The sequence below is a fragment of the Veillonella sp. 3913 genome, from assembly GCF_003992235.1.
GTDB lineage: Bacteria > Bacillota > Negativicutes > Veillonellales > Veillonellaceae > F0422.
Window position 1 is genome coordinate 97,752 of sequence record NZ_RQVF01000002.1, and the last position, 17,086, is coordinate 114,837.

A 17,086-nucleotide genomic window follows, 5' to 3' on the forward strand; every position below is an offset into this window, starting at 1 on the left:
CTATTGAGTTATTTTTTGGCTAACATTTCAATACGTTCCATAAGCATTTTCATTTGCTCTTTCATTTCAGCATTTTCTGCTTTTAATGCACTTACTTCGTCTTGCATTACATAGACAGAAGAAATTGGACCGCCTTTGTAACGTTCAGGAACCGCACTATATTCTCCGCCAAATCGATATGTCACACCTGCATTGACCATGTTGCTACCATCGCCAACGGCAACACCTACATTAAATAGAGTATCTTCGTTCGCATAATGAGCCACACCTACTGCTAAGGCTTTGTTACCTTTATAGGATCCAACGCCTGCCATGACTTGAGATTTTTTAAGAGGATCATAGCTCAATGGATTCATCGCTGCTAATGCCGCTGCATGAGCACCTGCCTCATTCACACGGTTATTTAAAGCATGTGCTGCTGCACGTACTTGACCTACTGTGGCTGCATCCGTATTAGCTGTACCTGCTGCTACATTGTGAATTTGATTACCACCATTGTCTAGACCATCCGCTGTTAAGGAAACAGTCGGTTTATCTAAACCTTTCACTGGTGCAATTGTAATACCTTCGCCATTGACTGTAGTTGTTACTAGACGAATCGGATTACCATCTTTACCTAATTGATGTTTCACAGATCCATCTGCATTCTTAACAATTTCTTTAGAACCATCTGGATTTGTTTTTATTTCAGGTAAGTAGTAGTCGTAGGATGTGGAACCATCTTTCATTTTCACATCTTTCGCCAATTTCACAGTCATCGTAGCTGGTTTACCATCTTTTGCCTCAGTAGATACTACACCAATGTTATCATCAGTTAATACTTTAGTAGATCCACCTTTAATAGCCAACGTATCGCCTAAACCTACAGTCACTGTGCTACCAGTATCACCTACAAATACTCGACCACGCGCCAAGGTATCCGTTACATCTTTCACTTGACCTTGCGTTGCCACCACACTGCGATCTGCTTCAGTCACTACTTTCGCTGGATCCCACTTCGTATTTGTCAAACCAGATACTGTACCATTTTTGATTTCTACTTTAGATGTAGTACCATCAGGGTTCTTAGTCGTTACTGCTATACCATCTGCTGTAACAGTTGTATTAGTTCCTGTAGAATCTCCTAATTGAACTGTCTTAGCATTTACTGTATTAGCTTTCACTGTATCAGCTGCTACTGCTTTGCTTGTAACAGTACCTGTTGTACCATCTACAGTAATTTTCTTATCACCAGAACCAAATGTAACTGTGTCATTCAATTTTGCTGTGAAAGTTTTTACTCTAGTAGTTGTATCAGTACTTGGTGTGACAGTAATACCATGTTCACCTGTTACATTGATCAAATTAGTAATTGTATCCTTACCAGTATTTGTCAGGTTGTTTAAATCTTTTGTTGCAGAATTACCTTTTAAGCTTTCAATCTCTTTATTTGCTTTTGTGATATCACTCGCATTTTTTGCAATGGCTGTTGTGTTAGCACCAATTGCTTTTGTATTAGATTGAATAGTAGCTGCATTGTCTTTAATTGCTTTTTCATTAGTAGCAATTTTGCCTTCTGCTGTAGTAACACGGTTTTCTACTGTTTGAATACGATCTGTGTTAGCTTTAATAGCATCTGCATTTTTCTTGATATCTTGGGTATTTTTCTTAGTATCTTCTACATTTTTCTTGATATCTTCTGCATTTTTAGCAATCGCTTTTGCATTTTCGCCAATTTGTTTTTTATTCTCTGCAATACCTTGTTTATTAGTATCGATATCTTTTCTATTAGCTGCAATATCTCTTGCATTGTCAGCAATTGCATTTTTATTGGCAGCTATGGCTTCTTTATTAGAATCAATTGCTTTCGTATTCGCTGCAATATCATCTTTTGCCTTAGTCATATCACCTTGAAGCGTTGTGATTTTGCCTTCTGCACTGCCCAAGCGTGTATTTAGATCAGAAATCTTACCCAGTTCCGCTTTCGCATCTGCTGTTAAATCCACTGTGTATTCACGTTCACCCTTAGCATTTAAGGTACCACCAGTAACAGAAACACTACCATTATCAGCTGCTTTTACAGTTGTATCACGACCGTTTACAGTGTATGTTGTATTACCATCTTTTGTTTCAGATGTTACAGTCACATTATTACCAGCTGTAACTTTTACTGCATCTCTTGCTGCTGTTTTTGCTAAATCAGCCACTTTATCCTTACCATCTTGAGATAAGTTGCTTAAGTTTTTATCTGCTGCATTATCGATAGCATTACGAGTTGCTTCATTCAAGCCGAATACAACTTTACCATCTTTATCAGCTGCAATTGTGATACCTGCTTTTGCTGCTTCAGCAGTAGCTGCTGTACCATCACCAGATACGAAGTTCAAGCCTTTTTGTAATGTTACAGTCTTAGCCTCTGCATCTTCTGCACTATTAGCACGATATGTGATAGATGCCTCTAAATTAGGGGCTACTACTTTCGCATTGCCAAAGTCGACTGTAGCTGGTGTAGCAGGGTTAGTACCTTCTGCGTCTTTTTTAGGTTTCAAGGTAATGGTAGCATCACCATTTTTAATCACTAGGTTATCTTTGCCATTACCAGCGATTTCTTTGATATTGCCAAGGTTTTCTGCTAATTTTACATCAAGATCATTGTTATTTTTCACAACTTTGATGTTGTTTGTTTCAGCATCTGTGCGTGTGAAGTTATCAGCACCTTTAATTGTTAAAGTTTCACCTAAGTTACGATGTACTTTACCAGCATCTGCTGTGTCATTACCTGTGAAATCTAATCCTTTATTAGCAAGTGCAGTGTTTGCATTATTGATACGACCATCTAATTTACTAATCGCATCGCCTACATTCTTAACTGGTTCTGTACCTGTACCATCATCTTTTGTGATGTTGTATGTAGGTCCTGTGAAAGTGCCATTTTCTACTTTAGCACCACCACCTAATGCAGTAGCTAGATCAGTTTTAACAGTGTTCAATTGTCCGCCGTTCACAGCTTCTTTAGAATCTGCTGCTACTTTTCCATCTGCGATGTTGGACAAGGTAGTTGGCGCTGTAGTTTCACCATTAGGATTTACCACACGAGCTTGTGGAGTTGTCACTTCTTCTGGTTTTTTACCTTTGTTTTCCTCAGCAGTTTTTACAGTACCGTCAGCTTTTACTTCATCAGCTTTATAGTATTTACCATCTTTTGCTTTTACCACACGGTCGCCAGCATCATTAGTGTACACCACAGATCCAGCTTCGCCATTACGTAATGCATTCACTTTTTCAGTTAATGTTTTGTCGTTTAAGCCGTCTTTACCAGTTAAACCAGTTGCACCAGATGTACCATTTACACCATCACGACCATTAGATGCTGTATCGCCAACATTATTAATGGCATTTAATTTTGCTTTTACTGTATCAGATAAGTCTAATGTGTAGGCACGAACTTTAGTTGTAGCATCTAGGTCACCACCAGCAATAGCTAAGCTATCTGCATTCACTGCTACTGTTGTATCATTAGCATTTACTTTATATGTAGTGACACCTGTAGTAGTCGTTGTATCAGTTGTAACAGTTGTGTTAATACCATCTGCTACGGTAACTGCTGCTTTAGCTGCTTCACCTGCTAATTCTTTAACTTTGTCTTTACCAGCATCAGATAAATTACTTAAGTTTTTATCCGCTGCGTTGTCAACTTTTTCACGAGTCGCTTTATCTAAGCCAAACGTTACTTTACCATTATCTTCTGCGGTAATAGCTAAGCCAGATTTAGGACCTTCTGCAGTAATCGTAGCATCTGTACTTGCTACGAAATTAAAGCCATCAGCTAATTTAACAGATTTAGCATTTGTTGCTGCTTCATCGTTGGCACGATATTTGATGGACGCATCTAAGTTAGATGCTACTACTTTTGTATCGCCAAAATCGACAGTAGCTGGTGTAGCAGGATTAGTACCTTCTGCCTCTTTTTTAGGTTTCAAGGTAATGGTAGCATCACCATTTTTAATCACTAGGTTATCTTTGCCATTACCAGCGATTTCTTTGATATTACCAAGGTTTTCTGCTAATTTCACATCAAGGTCATTGTTGTTTTTCACAACTTTGATGTTGTTTGTTTCAGCATCTGTACGAGTGAAGTTTTCTGCACCTTTGATTGTCAAAGTAGTACCTAAGTCACGGTGTACCTTGCCAGCATCTGTTGTATCGTTACCTGTGAAATCTAATCCTTTAGTAGCAAGTGTAGTGTTCGCATTGTTGATACGACCATCTAATTTAGAAATCGCATCACCTACATTATTTACTGCTTCTGTCGTATTGCTACCATCATCTTTGGTGATGTTGTATGTAGGGCCTGTGAATACACCGTTTTCTACTTTAGCACCACCGCCTAATGCTGTAGCTAAATCAGATTTAACAGTGTTCAATTGTCCACCGTTTACAGCTTCTTTGGAGTCTGCGGCTACTTTGCCATCTGCGATGTTGGACAAGGTAGTTGGCGCTGTAGTTTCTCCATTAGGATTTACCACACGAGCTTGTGGAGTTGTCACTTCTTCTGGTTTTTTACCTTTGTTTTCCTCAGCAGTTTTTACAGTACCGTCAGCTTTTACTTCATCAACTTTATAGTATTTACCATCTTTTGCTTTTACCACACGGTCACCAGCATCATTAGTATATACCACAGATCCAGCTTCACCATTACGCAATGCATTCACTTTATCTGTTAATGTTTTATCATTTAAACCATCTTTGCCAGTTAAGCCTTGTGCACCAGATGTGCCATCTTTACCATCACGACCATTAGATGCTGTATCACCAAGTTTAGCTAATTTGTCTGTCACTTTTTCATCTAAGGATAAAGTAATAGTTCCATTGTTAGCCACAGTTTTGATTTGATCAGCTGTACCAGCTACTTTTAAAGTACCTGTGGCCAATGGTAAGTTCAAGTGATCTTCACCATTTGTTGCACCTTCGTTAGTATCACCAGCATAACGTAGATTTGCATTATTAGTCACTGTTGTATTTAAGTTCTTAATCGCATCATCTACATATTCTTTATTCGCTGCATCGCCATTATCTGTCGCTTTCGCTACATTAGTGATTTTCATACCACCAGCATTGATACCATCTTTACCGATTGTTACAGTTTTCGTTTCACCAGTTGCTCCATCTGCACCTGCTACAGTATTAGCGATAGATACACCATCTGCGCCTAAGGTAATTTTGCTACCTGGTTTTCCGTCTGCATCAGCATTAGTGATGGAAGTAATATTTTTCAAGTCACTAGCAAGTTTTACATTTAATGTATCTTCTGCAGTAGCATCTTTTTTCACAGTGATATTGTTTTGACCGTGGATGTTTAAAGTTTCTCCTAATTTACGAGTTACTTTATCTGCTGTTGCATCATCACCAGCGAAAGTCATACCTTTATCAACGATACCATCTACTTTTCCTTCTAAAGTTGTTACTTTTCCTGCTGTTTCAGAGATTTTTGTATTTTGTCCCTTGTTCGCTGCATCTAGTTTTTCGATGGCCTCTTTAATAGTTCCAGCATTTTCAGCAGTACCTTCCGCATTAGTAATACTGAAAGTTGGTCCTGTAATTTTGCCATTTTCATTAATTGTTGTACCACCGATGATAGCACCAATTTCAGATTTAGCAGTATGTAATTGACCACCGTTTACAGCATCTTTGGAATTAGCTGCTACTTTGCCATCAGCGATGTTGGACAATTTAGTTGTACCACCAGTTGTCGTACCATCTGGGTTAACCACACGAGCTTCTACAGTAGTAGCCGGTTGTGCATTGTTTACTACATTGCCTGTTTTATCTACATCTGTAGTTTTATAGTAATTACCGTTATTTGCTTTAACTAGACGTTCACCATTTTCATCTGTGTATACCACAGATCCAGCTTCGCCGTTACGTAATGCATTTACTTTATCTGTTAAGTTTGTACCATTTAAGCCGTCTTTACCAGTCGCACCTTTATCACCAGCATTACCTGCATCACCAGCTTGTCCATTAGCCGCTTTACCATCTCGTCCATCTGCTGCTGTATCACCAAGTTTATCTAACTTATTTGTTACTTTTTCAGCTAAGGACAAAGTAATCGTTCCATTGTTAGCTACAGTTTTGATTTGGTCAGCAGTACCAGCTACTTTTAAAGTACCTGTGGCCAATGGTAAGTTCAAGTGATCTTCACCAGCTGCTACACCTTCGTTAGTATCACCAGCATAACGTAGATTTGCATTATTAGTCACTGTTGTATTCAAGTTCTTAATCGCATCATCCACATATTCTTTATTCGCTGCATCGCCATTGTCTATCGCTTTCGCTACATTAGTGATTTTCATACCACCAGCATTGATACCATCTTTACCGATTGTAACAGTTTTAGTTTCGCCAGCTGCTCCATCTGCACCTGCTGCAGTATTAGCGATAGAAACACCATCTGCTCCTAAGGTAATTGTAGAACCTGGTTTACCTGCTCCTGCAGCATTACTAATAGATTTAATATTGCCAAGGTTTTCTGCTAATTTCACATCAAGGTCATTATCAGTTTTAACCACTTTGATGTTATTTGTTTCAGTTGCTGTACGAGTGAAGTTATCTGCACCTTTGATTGTCAAAGTAGTACCTAAGTCACGGTGTACTTTCGCAGTTGTATCGTTACCTGTGAAATCCAAGCCCTTGGTTGTAAGTGTATTAGTTATATTCGTACTACCATCAGTGATTTTTTTAGATAAATCATTGTAATTGTTAGTAACTGTGTCACCTAAGTTTGTTAATTTTTCTGTAGTTTCAGAAATCTTAGTATTTTGTGCTGCATTGGTAGCATCTAATTTTTCAATAGCATCCTTAATCGTAGTGACATCATCTTTAGTACCAGCCGCATTAGTAATACTGAAAGTTGGGCCTGTAATTTTGCCATTTTCATTAATTGTTGTGCCACCGATGATAGCACCAATTTCAGATTTAGTAGTATGTAATTGTCCACCATTCACAGCGTCTTTGGAACCTGCTGCTACTTTTCCATCAGCGATGTTGGACAATTTAGTTGTACCACCAGTTGTTGTACCATCTGGGTTAACCACACGAGCTTCTACAGTAGTAGCTTTTGTTGCACCATTCAATACATTACCTGTTGCATCTACATCAGTTGCTTTATAGTATTCTCCATCTTTAGCTTTTACTAAACGCGCGCCATTTTCATCTGTATATACTACAGATCCAGCTTCGCCGTTACGTAAGGCATTTACTTTATCTGTTAACGTTTTGTCATTTAAGCCGTCTTTACCAGTTAAGCCTTTCGCACCAGATGTGCCATCTTTACCGTCACGTCCGTTAGAGGATGTATCACCTACTTTTGCTAATTGAGCTTTTACAGTTTCAGCTAATCCAACTGTAATTGTATCTCCTTTTGCTGTCGTAGTGATTTCGTTATTAGCACCATTCACATGTAATGTACCTGTTGCTAAGGATAAACCTACTTTTTCAGTTGCTTTATCTTGTGCATCTTTTGTCACATTACCTGCAAAGTTTAATGTAGCATTACCAGATACAATATTTCCTAAGTTAGAAATTGCATCATCTACATATTTTTTATTTGCTGCATCGCCATCTGCTTCTGCTTTCGTTACATTAGTGATTTTCATGCCACCAGCATTGATGCCATCTTTACCGATTGTAACAGTTTTAGTAGCACCGTCTGCACCTACTGCAGTATTAGCGATAGATACACCATCTGCTCCTAAAGTAATGGTAGAGCCTGGTTTACCTGCTCCAGTAGCATTACTAATAGATTTGATGTTACCAAGGTTTTCTGCTAATTTCACATCAAAACCATCACCTGCAGTATTTTTCACTACATCAATATTATTCTTAGCATTAGCTTCACGAGTGAAGTTTTCTGCACCTTTCACTTTTAAAGCTTCACCAAGATTGCGATGTACTTTATCTGTATCAGCAGCATCTTTATTGCCATAGAAATCTAAGCCTTTATTGCCAAGGACAGTGTTCGCATTATTGATACGACCATCTAATTTAGAAATCGCATCCCCTACATTGTTCACAGCTTCTGTTGTATTGCTACCATCATCTTTAGTGATGTTGTACGTAGGGCCTGTGAATACACCGTTTTCTACTTTAGCACCACCACCTAAGGCTGTGGCTAAATCAGATTTAACAGTGTTCAATTGACCGCCGTTCACAGCATCTTTAGAATTAGCTGCTACTTTACCATCAGCGATGTTGGATAATTTAGTAGGAGCTGTAGTTTCTCCATTAGGATTTACCACACGAGCTTCCACAGTGGTAGCTGGATTTGCATTATTCAATACATTACCAGTTGCATCTACATCAGTTGCTTTGTAATACTGTCCATCTTTAGCTTTTACTAAACGTGCGCCATTTTCATCTGTATACACTACAGATCCAGCTTCGCCGTTACGTAATGCATTTACTTTATCTGTTAACGTTTTGCCATTTAAGCCATCTTTACCAGTTAAGCCTTTCGCACCAGATGTGCCATTTACACCGTCACGACCGTTAGAGGCTGTATCACCAACATTGTTAATAGCATTTAATTTTGCTTTTACTGTATCAGATAAATCTAAGGAATATTTACGTACTTTATCTGTACCTAAATCTCCACCTTTAATCGCAAGTCCATCTCCTGTAACTGCTACTGTTGTATCGTTAGCATTTACTTTATACGTAGTTACGCCTGCAGTTGCTGTATCTTTTTCAACAGTTGTATTAATACCATCTGCTACTTTCACAGCATCTTGTGCTGCACCTTTTGCTAATTCTTTGACTTTGTCTTTACCAGCATCAGATAAATTGCTTAAGTTTTTATCTGCAGCATTATCAATAGTGCTACGAGTCGCTTTATCTAAACCAAATGTAACTACACCATTATCGCCTGTTGTGATTGCTAAACCAGATTTAGGACCTTCTGCAGTGGTAGTAGTGTCTGTAGCTGCTGTGAAGTTAAATCCATCTTGCAATTTAACTGTTTTCTTAGCAGTGTCTTGATTTGATTTATAAGCAATACTTGTATCTAAATTTTTAGCAATTACTTTTGCATCACCAAAGTCGACTGTACCTTTCTCTCCATTAGTTGGAGCTTTTACAGTTACTTTTGTATCGCCATTTTTGATCACCAAATCACTAGTACCATCACCAGAGATTTCTTTCATCTTGACAAGGTTTTCTGCTAATTTCACATCAAGAGCATCGCCATTTTTAACAACTTTGATGTTGTTCTCAGTTGCTGCACGAGTGAAGTTTTCAGTTCCCTTGATTGTCAAAGTAGTACCTAAATCACGATGTAATTTACCAGCATCAGTTATGTCATTACCAGTGAAATCTAAGCCTTTGGTAGTAAGTGTATTAGTTATATTCGTAGCACCATCAGTGATTTTTTTAGACAAATCATTGTAATTGGTAGTAACCGTTTCACCTAATTTTGTTAGTTTTTCTGTATTTTCAGAAATCTTAGTATTTTGTCCTTTATTCGCTGCATCTAGTTTTTCGATGGCCTCTTTAATAGTTCCAGCATTTTCAGCAGTACCAGCTTCATTAGTAATGCTGAAAGTTGGTCCTGTAATTTTGCCATTTTCATTAATTGTTGTGCCACCGATGATAGCACCAATTTCAGATTTAGCAGTATGTAATTGACCACCGTTCACAGCGTCTTTGGAATCTGCTGCTACTTTGCCATCTGCAATGTTGGACAATTTAGTTGTGCCACCTGTTGTTGTACCATCTGGGTTCACCACACGAGCTTCTACACTAGTAGCTTTTGTTGCACCATTCAATACATTACCTGTTGCATCTACATCTGCAGCTTTATAGTATTCTCCATCTTTAGCTTTTACTAAACGTGCACCATTTTCATCTGTATATACCACAGATCCAGCTTCGCCGTTACGTAATGCATTTACTTTATCTGTTAAAGTTTTGTCATTTAAGCCGTCTTTACCAGTTAAGCCTTGTGCACCAGATGTACCAGCTTTGCCATCACGACCATTAGAAGATGTATCACCTACTTTTGCTAATTGAGCTTTTACAGTTTCAGCTAATCCAACTGTAATTGTATCTCCTTTTGCTGTCGTAGTGATTTCGTTTTCAGCACCATTCACATGTAATGTACCTGTTGCCAAGGATAACCCTACTTTTTCAGTTGCTTGATCTTGTGCATTTTTTGTTACATTACCAGCAAAGTTTAAGGTAGCATTACCAGATACAATATTTCCTAAATTAGAAATTGCATCATCTACATATTTTTTATTTGCTGCATCGCCTTCAGCTTTAGCTTCTCCTACATTAGTGATTTTCATACCACCAGCATTGATACCATCTTTACCGATTGTAACAGTTTTAGTAGCTCCATCTTTCGTATTAGCGATAGATACACCATCTGCACCTAATGTAACTGTAGAGCCTGTTGTACCATTTCCACTGCTGATAGATGTGATATTTTTCAATTCACTAGCAAGTTTTACATTTAATGTATCTGCTGCAGTACCATCTTTTTTCACAGTAATATTATTTTGACCGTGGATGTTTAAAGTTTCTCCTAATTTACGAGTTACTTTATCTGCTGTTGCATCATCACCAGCAAATACCATACCTTTTTCAACGATACCATCTACTTTTCCTTCTAAAGTTGTTACTTTTCCTGCTGTTTCAGAGATTTTTGTATTTTGTCCAGCATTTGTAGCGTTCAACTTATCAATAGCATCTTTTAAGGTATTTGCCGTTTCATTTGTGCCATCTGCTTTTGTAATACTGAAAGTTGGCCCTACTACTGTGCCATCTGCATTGACTGTAGTGCCACCGATTACATTTGTAGCTAAATTTCCTACAGCTGCTAATTTACCTTTTGTAGCTGCAGATAAATCTAAGGAATATTTACGTACTTTATCTGTACCTAAATCTCCACCAGTAATCGCAAGTCCATCACCTGTTACCGCTACTGTAGTATCGTTAGCATTTACTTTATATGTCGTTACACCTGCAGTTGCTGTATCTTTTTCAACAGTAGTATTAATACCGTCTGCTACTTTCACAGCATCTTGAGCTGCGCCTTTCGCCAATTCTTTAACTGTAGTTTTTCCTGTATCAGATATATTGCTTAAGTCTTTATCTGCTGCGTTATCAATAGTGCTACGAGTCGCTTTGTCTAAGCCAAATGTAACTACACCATTAGTACCTGTTGTGATTGCTAATCCAGATTTTGGTACATCTGTATCTGCTGCTGTATCTGTAGCAGCTGTGAAGTTAAATCCATCTTGCAATTTAACTGTTTTCTTAGTATCTCCATTACCTGCTTTATAAGCAATACTTGCATCTAAGTTCTTAGCAATTACTTTCGCATCACCAAAGTCGACTGTACCTTTGTCTCCATTAGTTGGAGCTTTTACAGTTACTTTTGTATCGCCATTTTTGATCACTAAATCACTAGTACCATCACCAGAAATTTCTTTCATATTGGCAAGGTTTCCTGCTAATTTCACATCTAGAGCATCGCCATTTTTAACAACTTTGATATTGTTTGTTTCAGTTGCTGCACGAGTGAAGTTTTCCGCCCCTTTAATTGTCAAAGTAGTACCTAAATCACGATGTACTTTACCAGCATCAGTTGTGTCATTACCTGTGAAGTCTAAGCCTTTAGTCACTAATGCACCATTAGCTGTAGTAATACGAGTATCTAATTTAGTAATAGCTTCACCAACATTAGATGCTGTTTCTGTACCTGTACCATCTGCTTTTGTGATGTTGTATGTAGGACCTGTGAAAGTACCATTTTCTACTTTAGCACCACCACCTAATGCTGTAGCTAATTTTGTTACTTTATCTGCAGTATCAGAGATTTTTGTATTTTGTCCCTTATTCGCTGCATCTAGTTTTTCGATGGCCGCTTTAATAGTTCCTGCATTTTCAGCAGTACCATCTGCTTTAGTAATACTGAAAGTAGGTCCTGTTACAGTTCCATCTGTACCAATTGTAGTTCCACCAATCACATTAGTTGCTAAATTCCCTACAGCAGCTAATTTACCTTTAGTAGCTGCAGATAAATCTAAGGAGTATTTACGTACTTTATCTGTACCTAAATCACCACCAGTAATAGCAAGCCCATCACCTGTTACAGCCACAGTCGTATCGTTAGCATTCACTTTGTAGGTCGTTACACCTGCAGTTGCTGTATCTTTTTCAACAGTGGTATTAATACCATTAGCTACTTTCACAGCATCTTGTGCTGCTGTTTTCGCTAATTCTGTAACTTTATTTTTACCATCTTGAGTTAAATTGCTCAAGTTTTTATCTGCTGCATTATCGATAGTATTGCGAGTCGCTTTATCTAAGCCAAATGTAACTTTGCCATTATCCTCTGCTTTGATAGCAAGGCCAGATTTTGGACCTTCTGCAGTAGTCGTGGCATCTTTACTTGCTACGAAGTTAAATCCATCGGCTAATTTAACAGATTTAGCATTGGCTGCTGCTTCATCGTTAGCGCGATATTTAATGGATGCATCTAAATTAGACGCTACTACTTTCGCATTACCAAAGTCCACTGTACCTTTGTCTCCATTAGCTGGAGCTTTTACAGTGACTGTAGTATTACCATTTTTGATTACTAAATCTTGCGAACCAGTGCCAGAGATTTCTTTCATACCTGTTAACTTATCAGATAATTTAACAGCTAATCCAGTCGTACCGTCTTTTTCCACACGAATGTTAGTATTCGTTGTGGTAGATGTGTAATTCGCACCACCTTTTACAGTTAATGTCGTATCTAATGTACGAGCTACCCCTTGATTATCATCGCCGGTGAAAGTAATCGCTTTTGTTCTGAAAGTATTATAGTCGGACTGCAATGTATCTACGACAGATTTTTTAGCAATATCTTTAATCGTAACGCGAGTGCTTTGATCTTGGTTATTACCATTTTGTTGAATCAAAGAAGCTGTACCATCAGTATTTACTGTATACTCCCCTGATTTGATGTGCATCTCAGCTGTTTTATCAATTTTATCATCAAGAGCTGTTTTTACAGTACCTGCCGTTACTAATTTATTAGCCTCTCCTGCTGCATTCACAGAACTTGCCAATTTAGGGTTGATTTTAACAGCCCCATTAGTATTCGAAATATCTAATGCATTCGTATTATCAGTAGCCACTGATTTTACAACATCCTTAGCTTTGATAGTAACCACACCATTGTTATTTTCGATAGCAATGTTATCGCCTGCTTTTAAAGTGACAGCTTTTTTAGTTAAACCATTCACTGTTTGCGGTGTAGCCACTGCCGTAGTATTTCCATCTTGTGTTCGCAATGTCCATTCATCAGACTTTTTGGCTACGTCTTTAATCTCTGTCACTTCATTAGGGACATCCTCGCCTTTACCATTTACATAGTTTAGCGTTATTTTACCATTCGCATCTGGTGTATATGCATCATTTCCTGTTTTAACTTTAATATGGCGCTCCTTCGATTCTAATGCTTTTAATTGTTTTACATTGACCGCATCAAAATCATCAGTACCACCAGCTACACTGACAATACGACGTGTAATAGTACCTGTATCAGAAGTATTTCGTTTGTTACCAACAGATATCACACCATTACCACTATTGTTAGTAGATTCATTAGTTAAATATGCTATTTTAGAGGCACCATCATCCGTTGTTGTTGTAGATCCTTCACCTAGTGCCACAGAGTGTGCTAAGGCAGCATTCGCATTAGTACCTAAAGCCATAGCACTAGATGCTGTCGCCTGTGCAGATGTACCGATGGCAGCCGAATTATAAGCAGAAGCAACAACATTTTGCTTATCATCGCTAGAACCAATACCTATCGCATTTTTACCAGATATATTAACAAAATATCCTAGCGCAGTACCATATTGTGCTCCCGCTTCTACTGAATTTCGAGCCCCCACACTAGTCGCTTGGTTCGCTGCTACTGTAGATGTATAACCAATATTCGTACTTGCTGAATTTGAAACTGTTAAGTCATAGCCAACAGCAGTAGATTTTTCTGCTGTAACTACTGCATTTCTACCAATGGCCACGGCACCCAACGCTTTTGATTTTGATAGGTAACCTACAGAAACGCCATCTGCTGTTGTTGATTCTGTATCAATACCAAGAGAAACAGATCGTTTGCCCTGCGCTGAAGCTCGTAGACCTACCGCCACTGTTTCTATTTCTGATGCTGTGGTATCAGTACCTATTGCTACGGAGTTATCTTTAGCTGCTGATGCGCTATTACCCACTGCGATAGCAGAATTACCTGCTGCACTAGCACCTACACCTGCTGCAAAAGCATGTGAATTCGTGGCTTTCGCACCATTACCAATGGCAGTAGAGGCTTCTCCCGTTCCTTGTGCAGAAGTACCCAATGCGATGGCATCAGTATGACTTGCTACAGCTTCTTTACCAATAGCTGTTGCGCCTGATGCCTTACCTTGTGCTCTTGTACCAATGGCAATGGAGCTTTCACCTGTAGCCATTAACTTTTTATCATCAGCAATGCCGTCATCACTGGAACCAATCCCAATAGCATTTTTTCCACTTACACTTAGAGTATAACCAATTGCTGTTGAATATTGACCTCCTGCTTCAGTTTTAACAGTAGAACCAATATTGACAGACTGATTAGCTTTTGTATACGAGTTATAACCTAGAATCGTACTAGCAGAAGCATTATCACTAGCTTTGATATTCATACCAACTGCTGTAGTATATTCCTTCAAAGACTGTACATTTCTACCCAAGGCTACAGATCCAGCGCCTGTAGACTGTGCAGCGGCACCAATGGCAATAGAAGCTTCGCCAGTCGATTGATTCGTTATATTATTAAATGTACTACCAATACTAATAGAGTTTTTACCAGACGCTAGGCTTTCACTACCTGCTGCAAATGCGTTACTCTCCGTTGCTTTCACCAAATGGCCGATTGCTGTAGAAGACGCTCCTGTGCCTTCTGCAGATGTGCCTATTGCAACCGCATTGTTGCTACTTGCTAAAGCCAAATTACCAATCGCTGTAGACCCTAAATTGTTAGCTTGTGCTGCTGTACCAATAGAAATGGCATTTTCACCTGCTGAATTTAATTTTCTACTACTATTTTCACCGCTAGAACCGATGGCAACTGCATTCTTACCCACCGCTCGCACTTCATAACCGATAGCTGTAGCTCTAGCTTGAGTCGCCTGAGCATCTGTACCTATAGATGTAGCATTTTTATCAGATGCTAAGGCTTTATAACCAATGGCTACTGCTTTTTCTGCTGTGGCTTTAGTTTTTTCTTTATTATCGGAAGCTGTATTACCTGCAGGTGTTGGTTCACCACCATCACCGCCACCGATGGCGATAGCATTAGCTGCACTAGCTGTAGCACCACGACCTAAGGCAGTAGCATTACCACCTGTAGCAATAGTACGGACACCAATGGCAACATCGCCCCATTTATCATAATCATTAATAGTTTTACCATTATCAGTATTGATATCATTATTGGGCACACCATTTTCATTATATACATTAGCGCCCGCTAACGACTGCCACCCTACAGCTATGGCACCATTACCATAACCACGAGAACTAACACCGAATGATGTAGCCCCTGTTTTCTTAGCTCGTGATTGTTCACCCATAGCAATGCCATGAAGGTCTGCCTGTGTATTATATCCTACACTTACCCCATAATCGTCTGTAGCTTGAGCAGTACGTCCAATTGCAACGCCAAAAGAATGACCTATGATCTGAGCTCCCTGCCCCATTACTATATTTGAGTTTCCTTGCGCTTTTGCATCTACACCAATAGCAATCCCTGGCTCAACTCTCCTAGCTCCATCGCCTCCAATAGCTGTTCCATCAGAATAGCTGCCTGAGCCGATTGCAATAGTCCCATCGGTTACAGTATTACCTCCAGCCAACGATACTGATGCTCTTGCTGCTGATACATCCGTTACCAAAGCGTCAGACCCCACAGCCATAGCTGCCAAGATACTAGCCACAACGATTTTCTTTTTACCAGAATGGTTCTTTGCCATTTCAGATACAACAATATAACATTGTTTTGACTTACTCCAAATGACCTTAAAAATTTTGTTCATACTATACTCCTATACACATATGTTTACAATATTTATATAACAAACTAGTGATGCTCACTTACCATACATACTGCTAAGCTGAGCATTTATGGCACAAAAAATTGAATGCTTACGTATTTCATAATCAACTTATTAAAATAGATAAACATTCATTATTATTTTATATATATTTACACACCATCCTTTGGGGACACCTCCTCCAGTCTCTCTTTTCACACTAAAAGCCTAACACAAACTACTTTATTAAAAAAATAATTTTTCCATTCTATTATATACTAATTCGGTGCACATTGGAATAGTTTTTTTTACAAAATTTATTCTCTTTAGCCAAATTTGCATCTAAAAATATCAATGTACCAATATTTTTTGCATCTACTCTTGTACAAATATAGTAAAACTACATAACCATATCGAATTAATTGGAAATAGATATATTTTTTCCTCCTACTTTTATAGGTAATTCTATTTCTCAATTATTCTAATTACATATATATGCCTCTATAAGCTTAACTGTACCAAAACAAGAACATATTACTTACTTTGCATAAAAACTCAATACAAAACTACCAAACCATCTTCAAATACAAAAATTTCAACTATCTTGGACACCTGTTTCTTTTCATTCACCAAGTTTTGCCAATACCGTCAAAGTCAAAGTTCATGACTGCGTCATAAGCATCCTAGATATCTCAACAATAGAATCCTCTAGGCTTATTCGCCACGGAAATAGAGTAGTATTTTTTCTTATACTATACTACAGATACAGATAAGAAGAGCCATCAACGTGTGTACGGCGTTAGGCTCATCTCAAAATTTGGGAATATGATGACGCCTAACATGTTGAGGTTAGCAGACCTCTTTGCGTTAGGTATGTTCATAAATCAGAGAATTTAGAATCCAAAAAAGGACAACACATAGTGTTGTCCTTTTTCAGTAGGCGATGCCTCCATCACCAAGAGCTCTTAAGAGCCATATCT

General features: G+C 38.5%; 1 protein-coding gene. It reads right to left on the minus strand.

What is annotated here, in order from left to right:
* Window positions 1–8: 8 nt before the first annotated feature.
* Window positions 9–16,109, minus strand: a complete 16,101-nt coding sequence (locus EO113_RS03680; RefSeq protein WP_127135583.1) for a YadA-like family protein — start codon at window positions 16,107–16,109, stop codon at window positions 9–11.
* Between the last annotated feature and the right edge of the window lie 977 nt (window positions 16,110–17,086).

What these genes read in the sequence shown, in the direction of transcription:
- EO113_RS03680 (WP_127135583.1), bottom strand. Translation starts at nt 16,109, where the DNA reads ATGAACAAAATTTTTAAGGTCATTTGGAGTAAGTCAAAACAATGTTAT.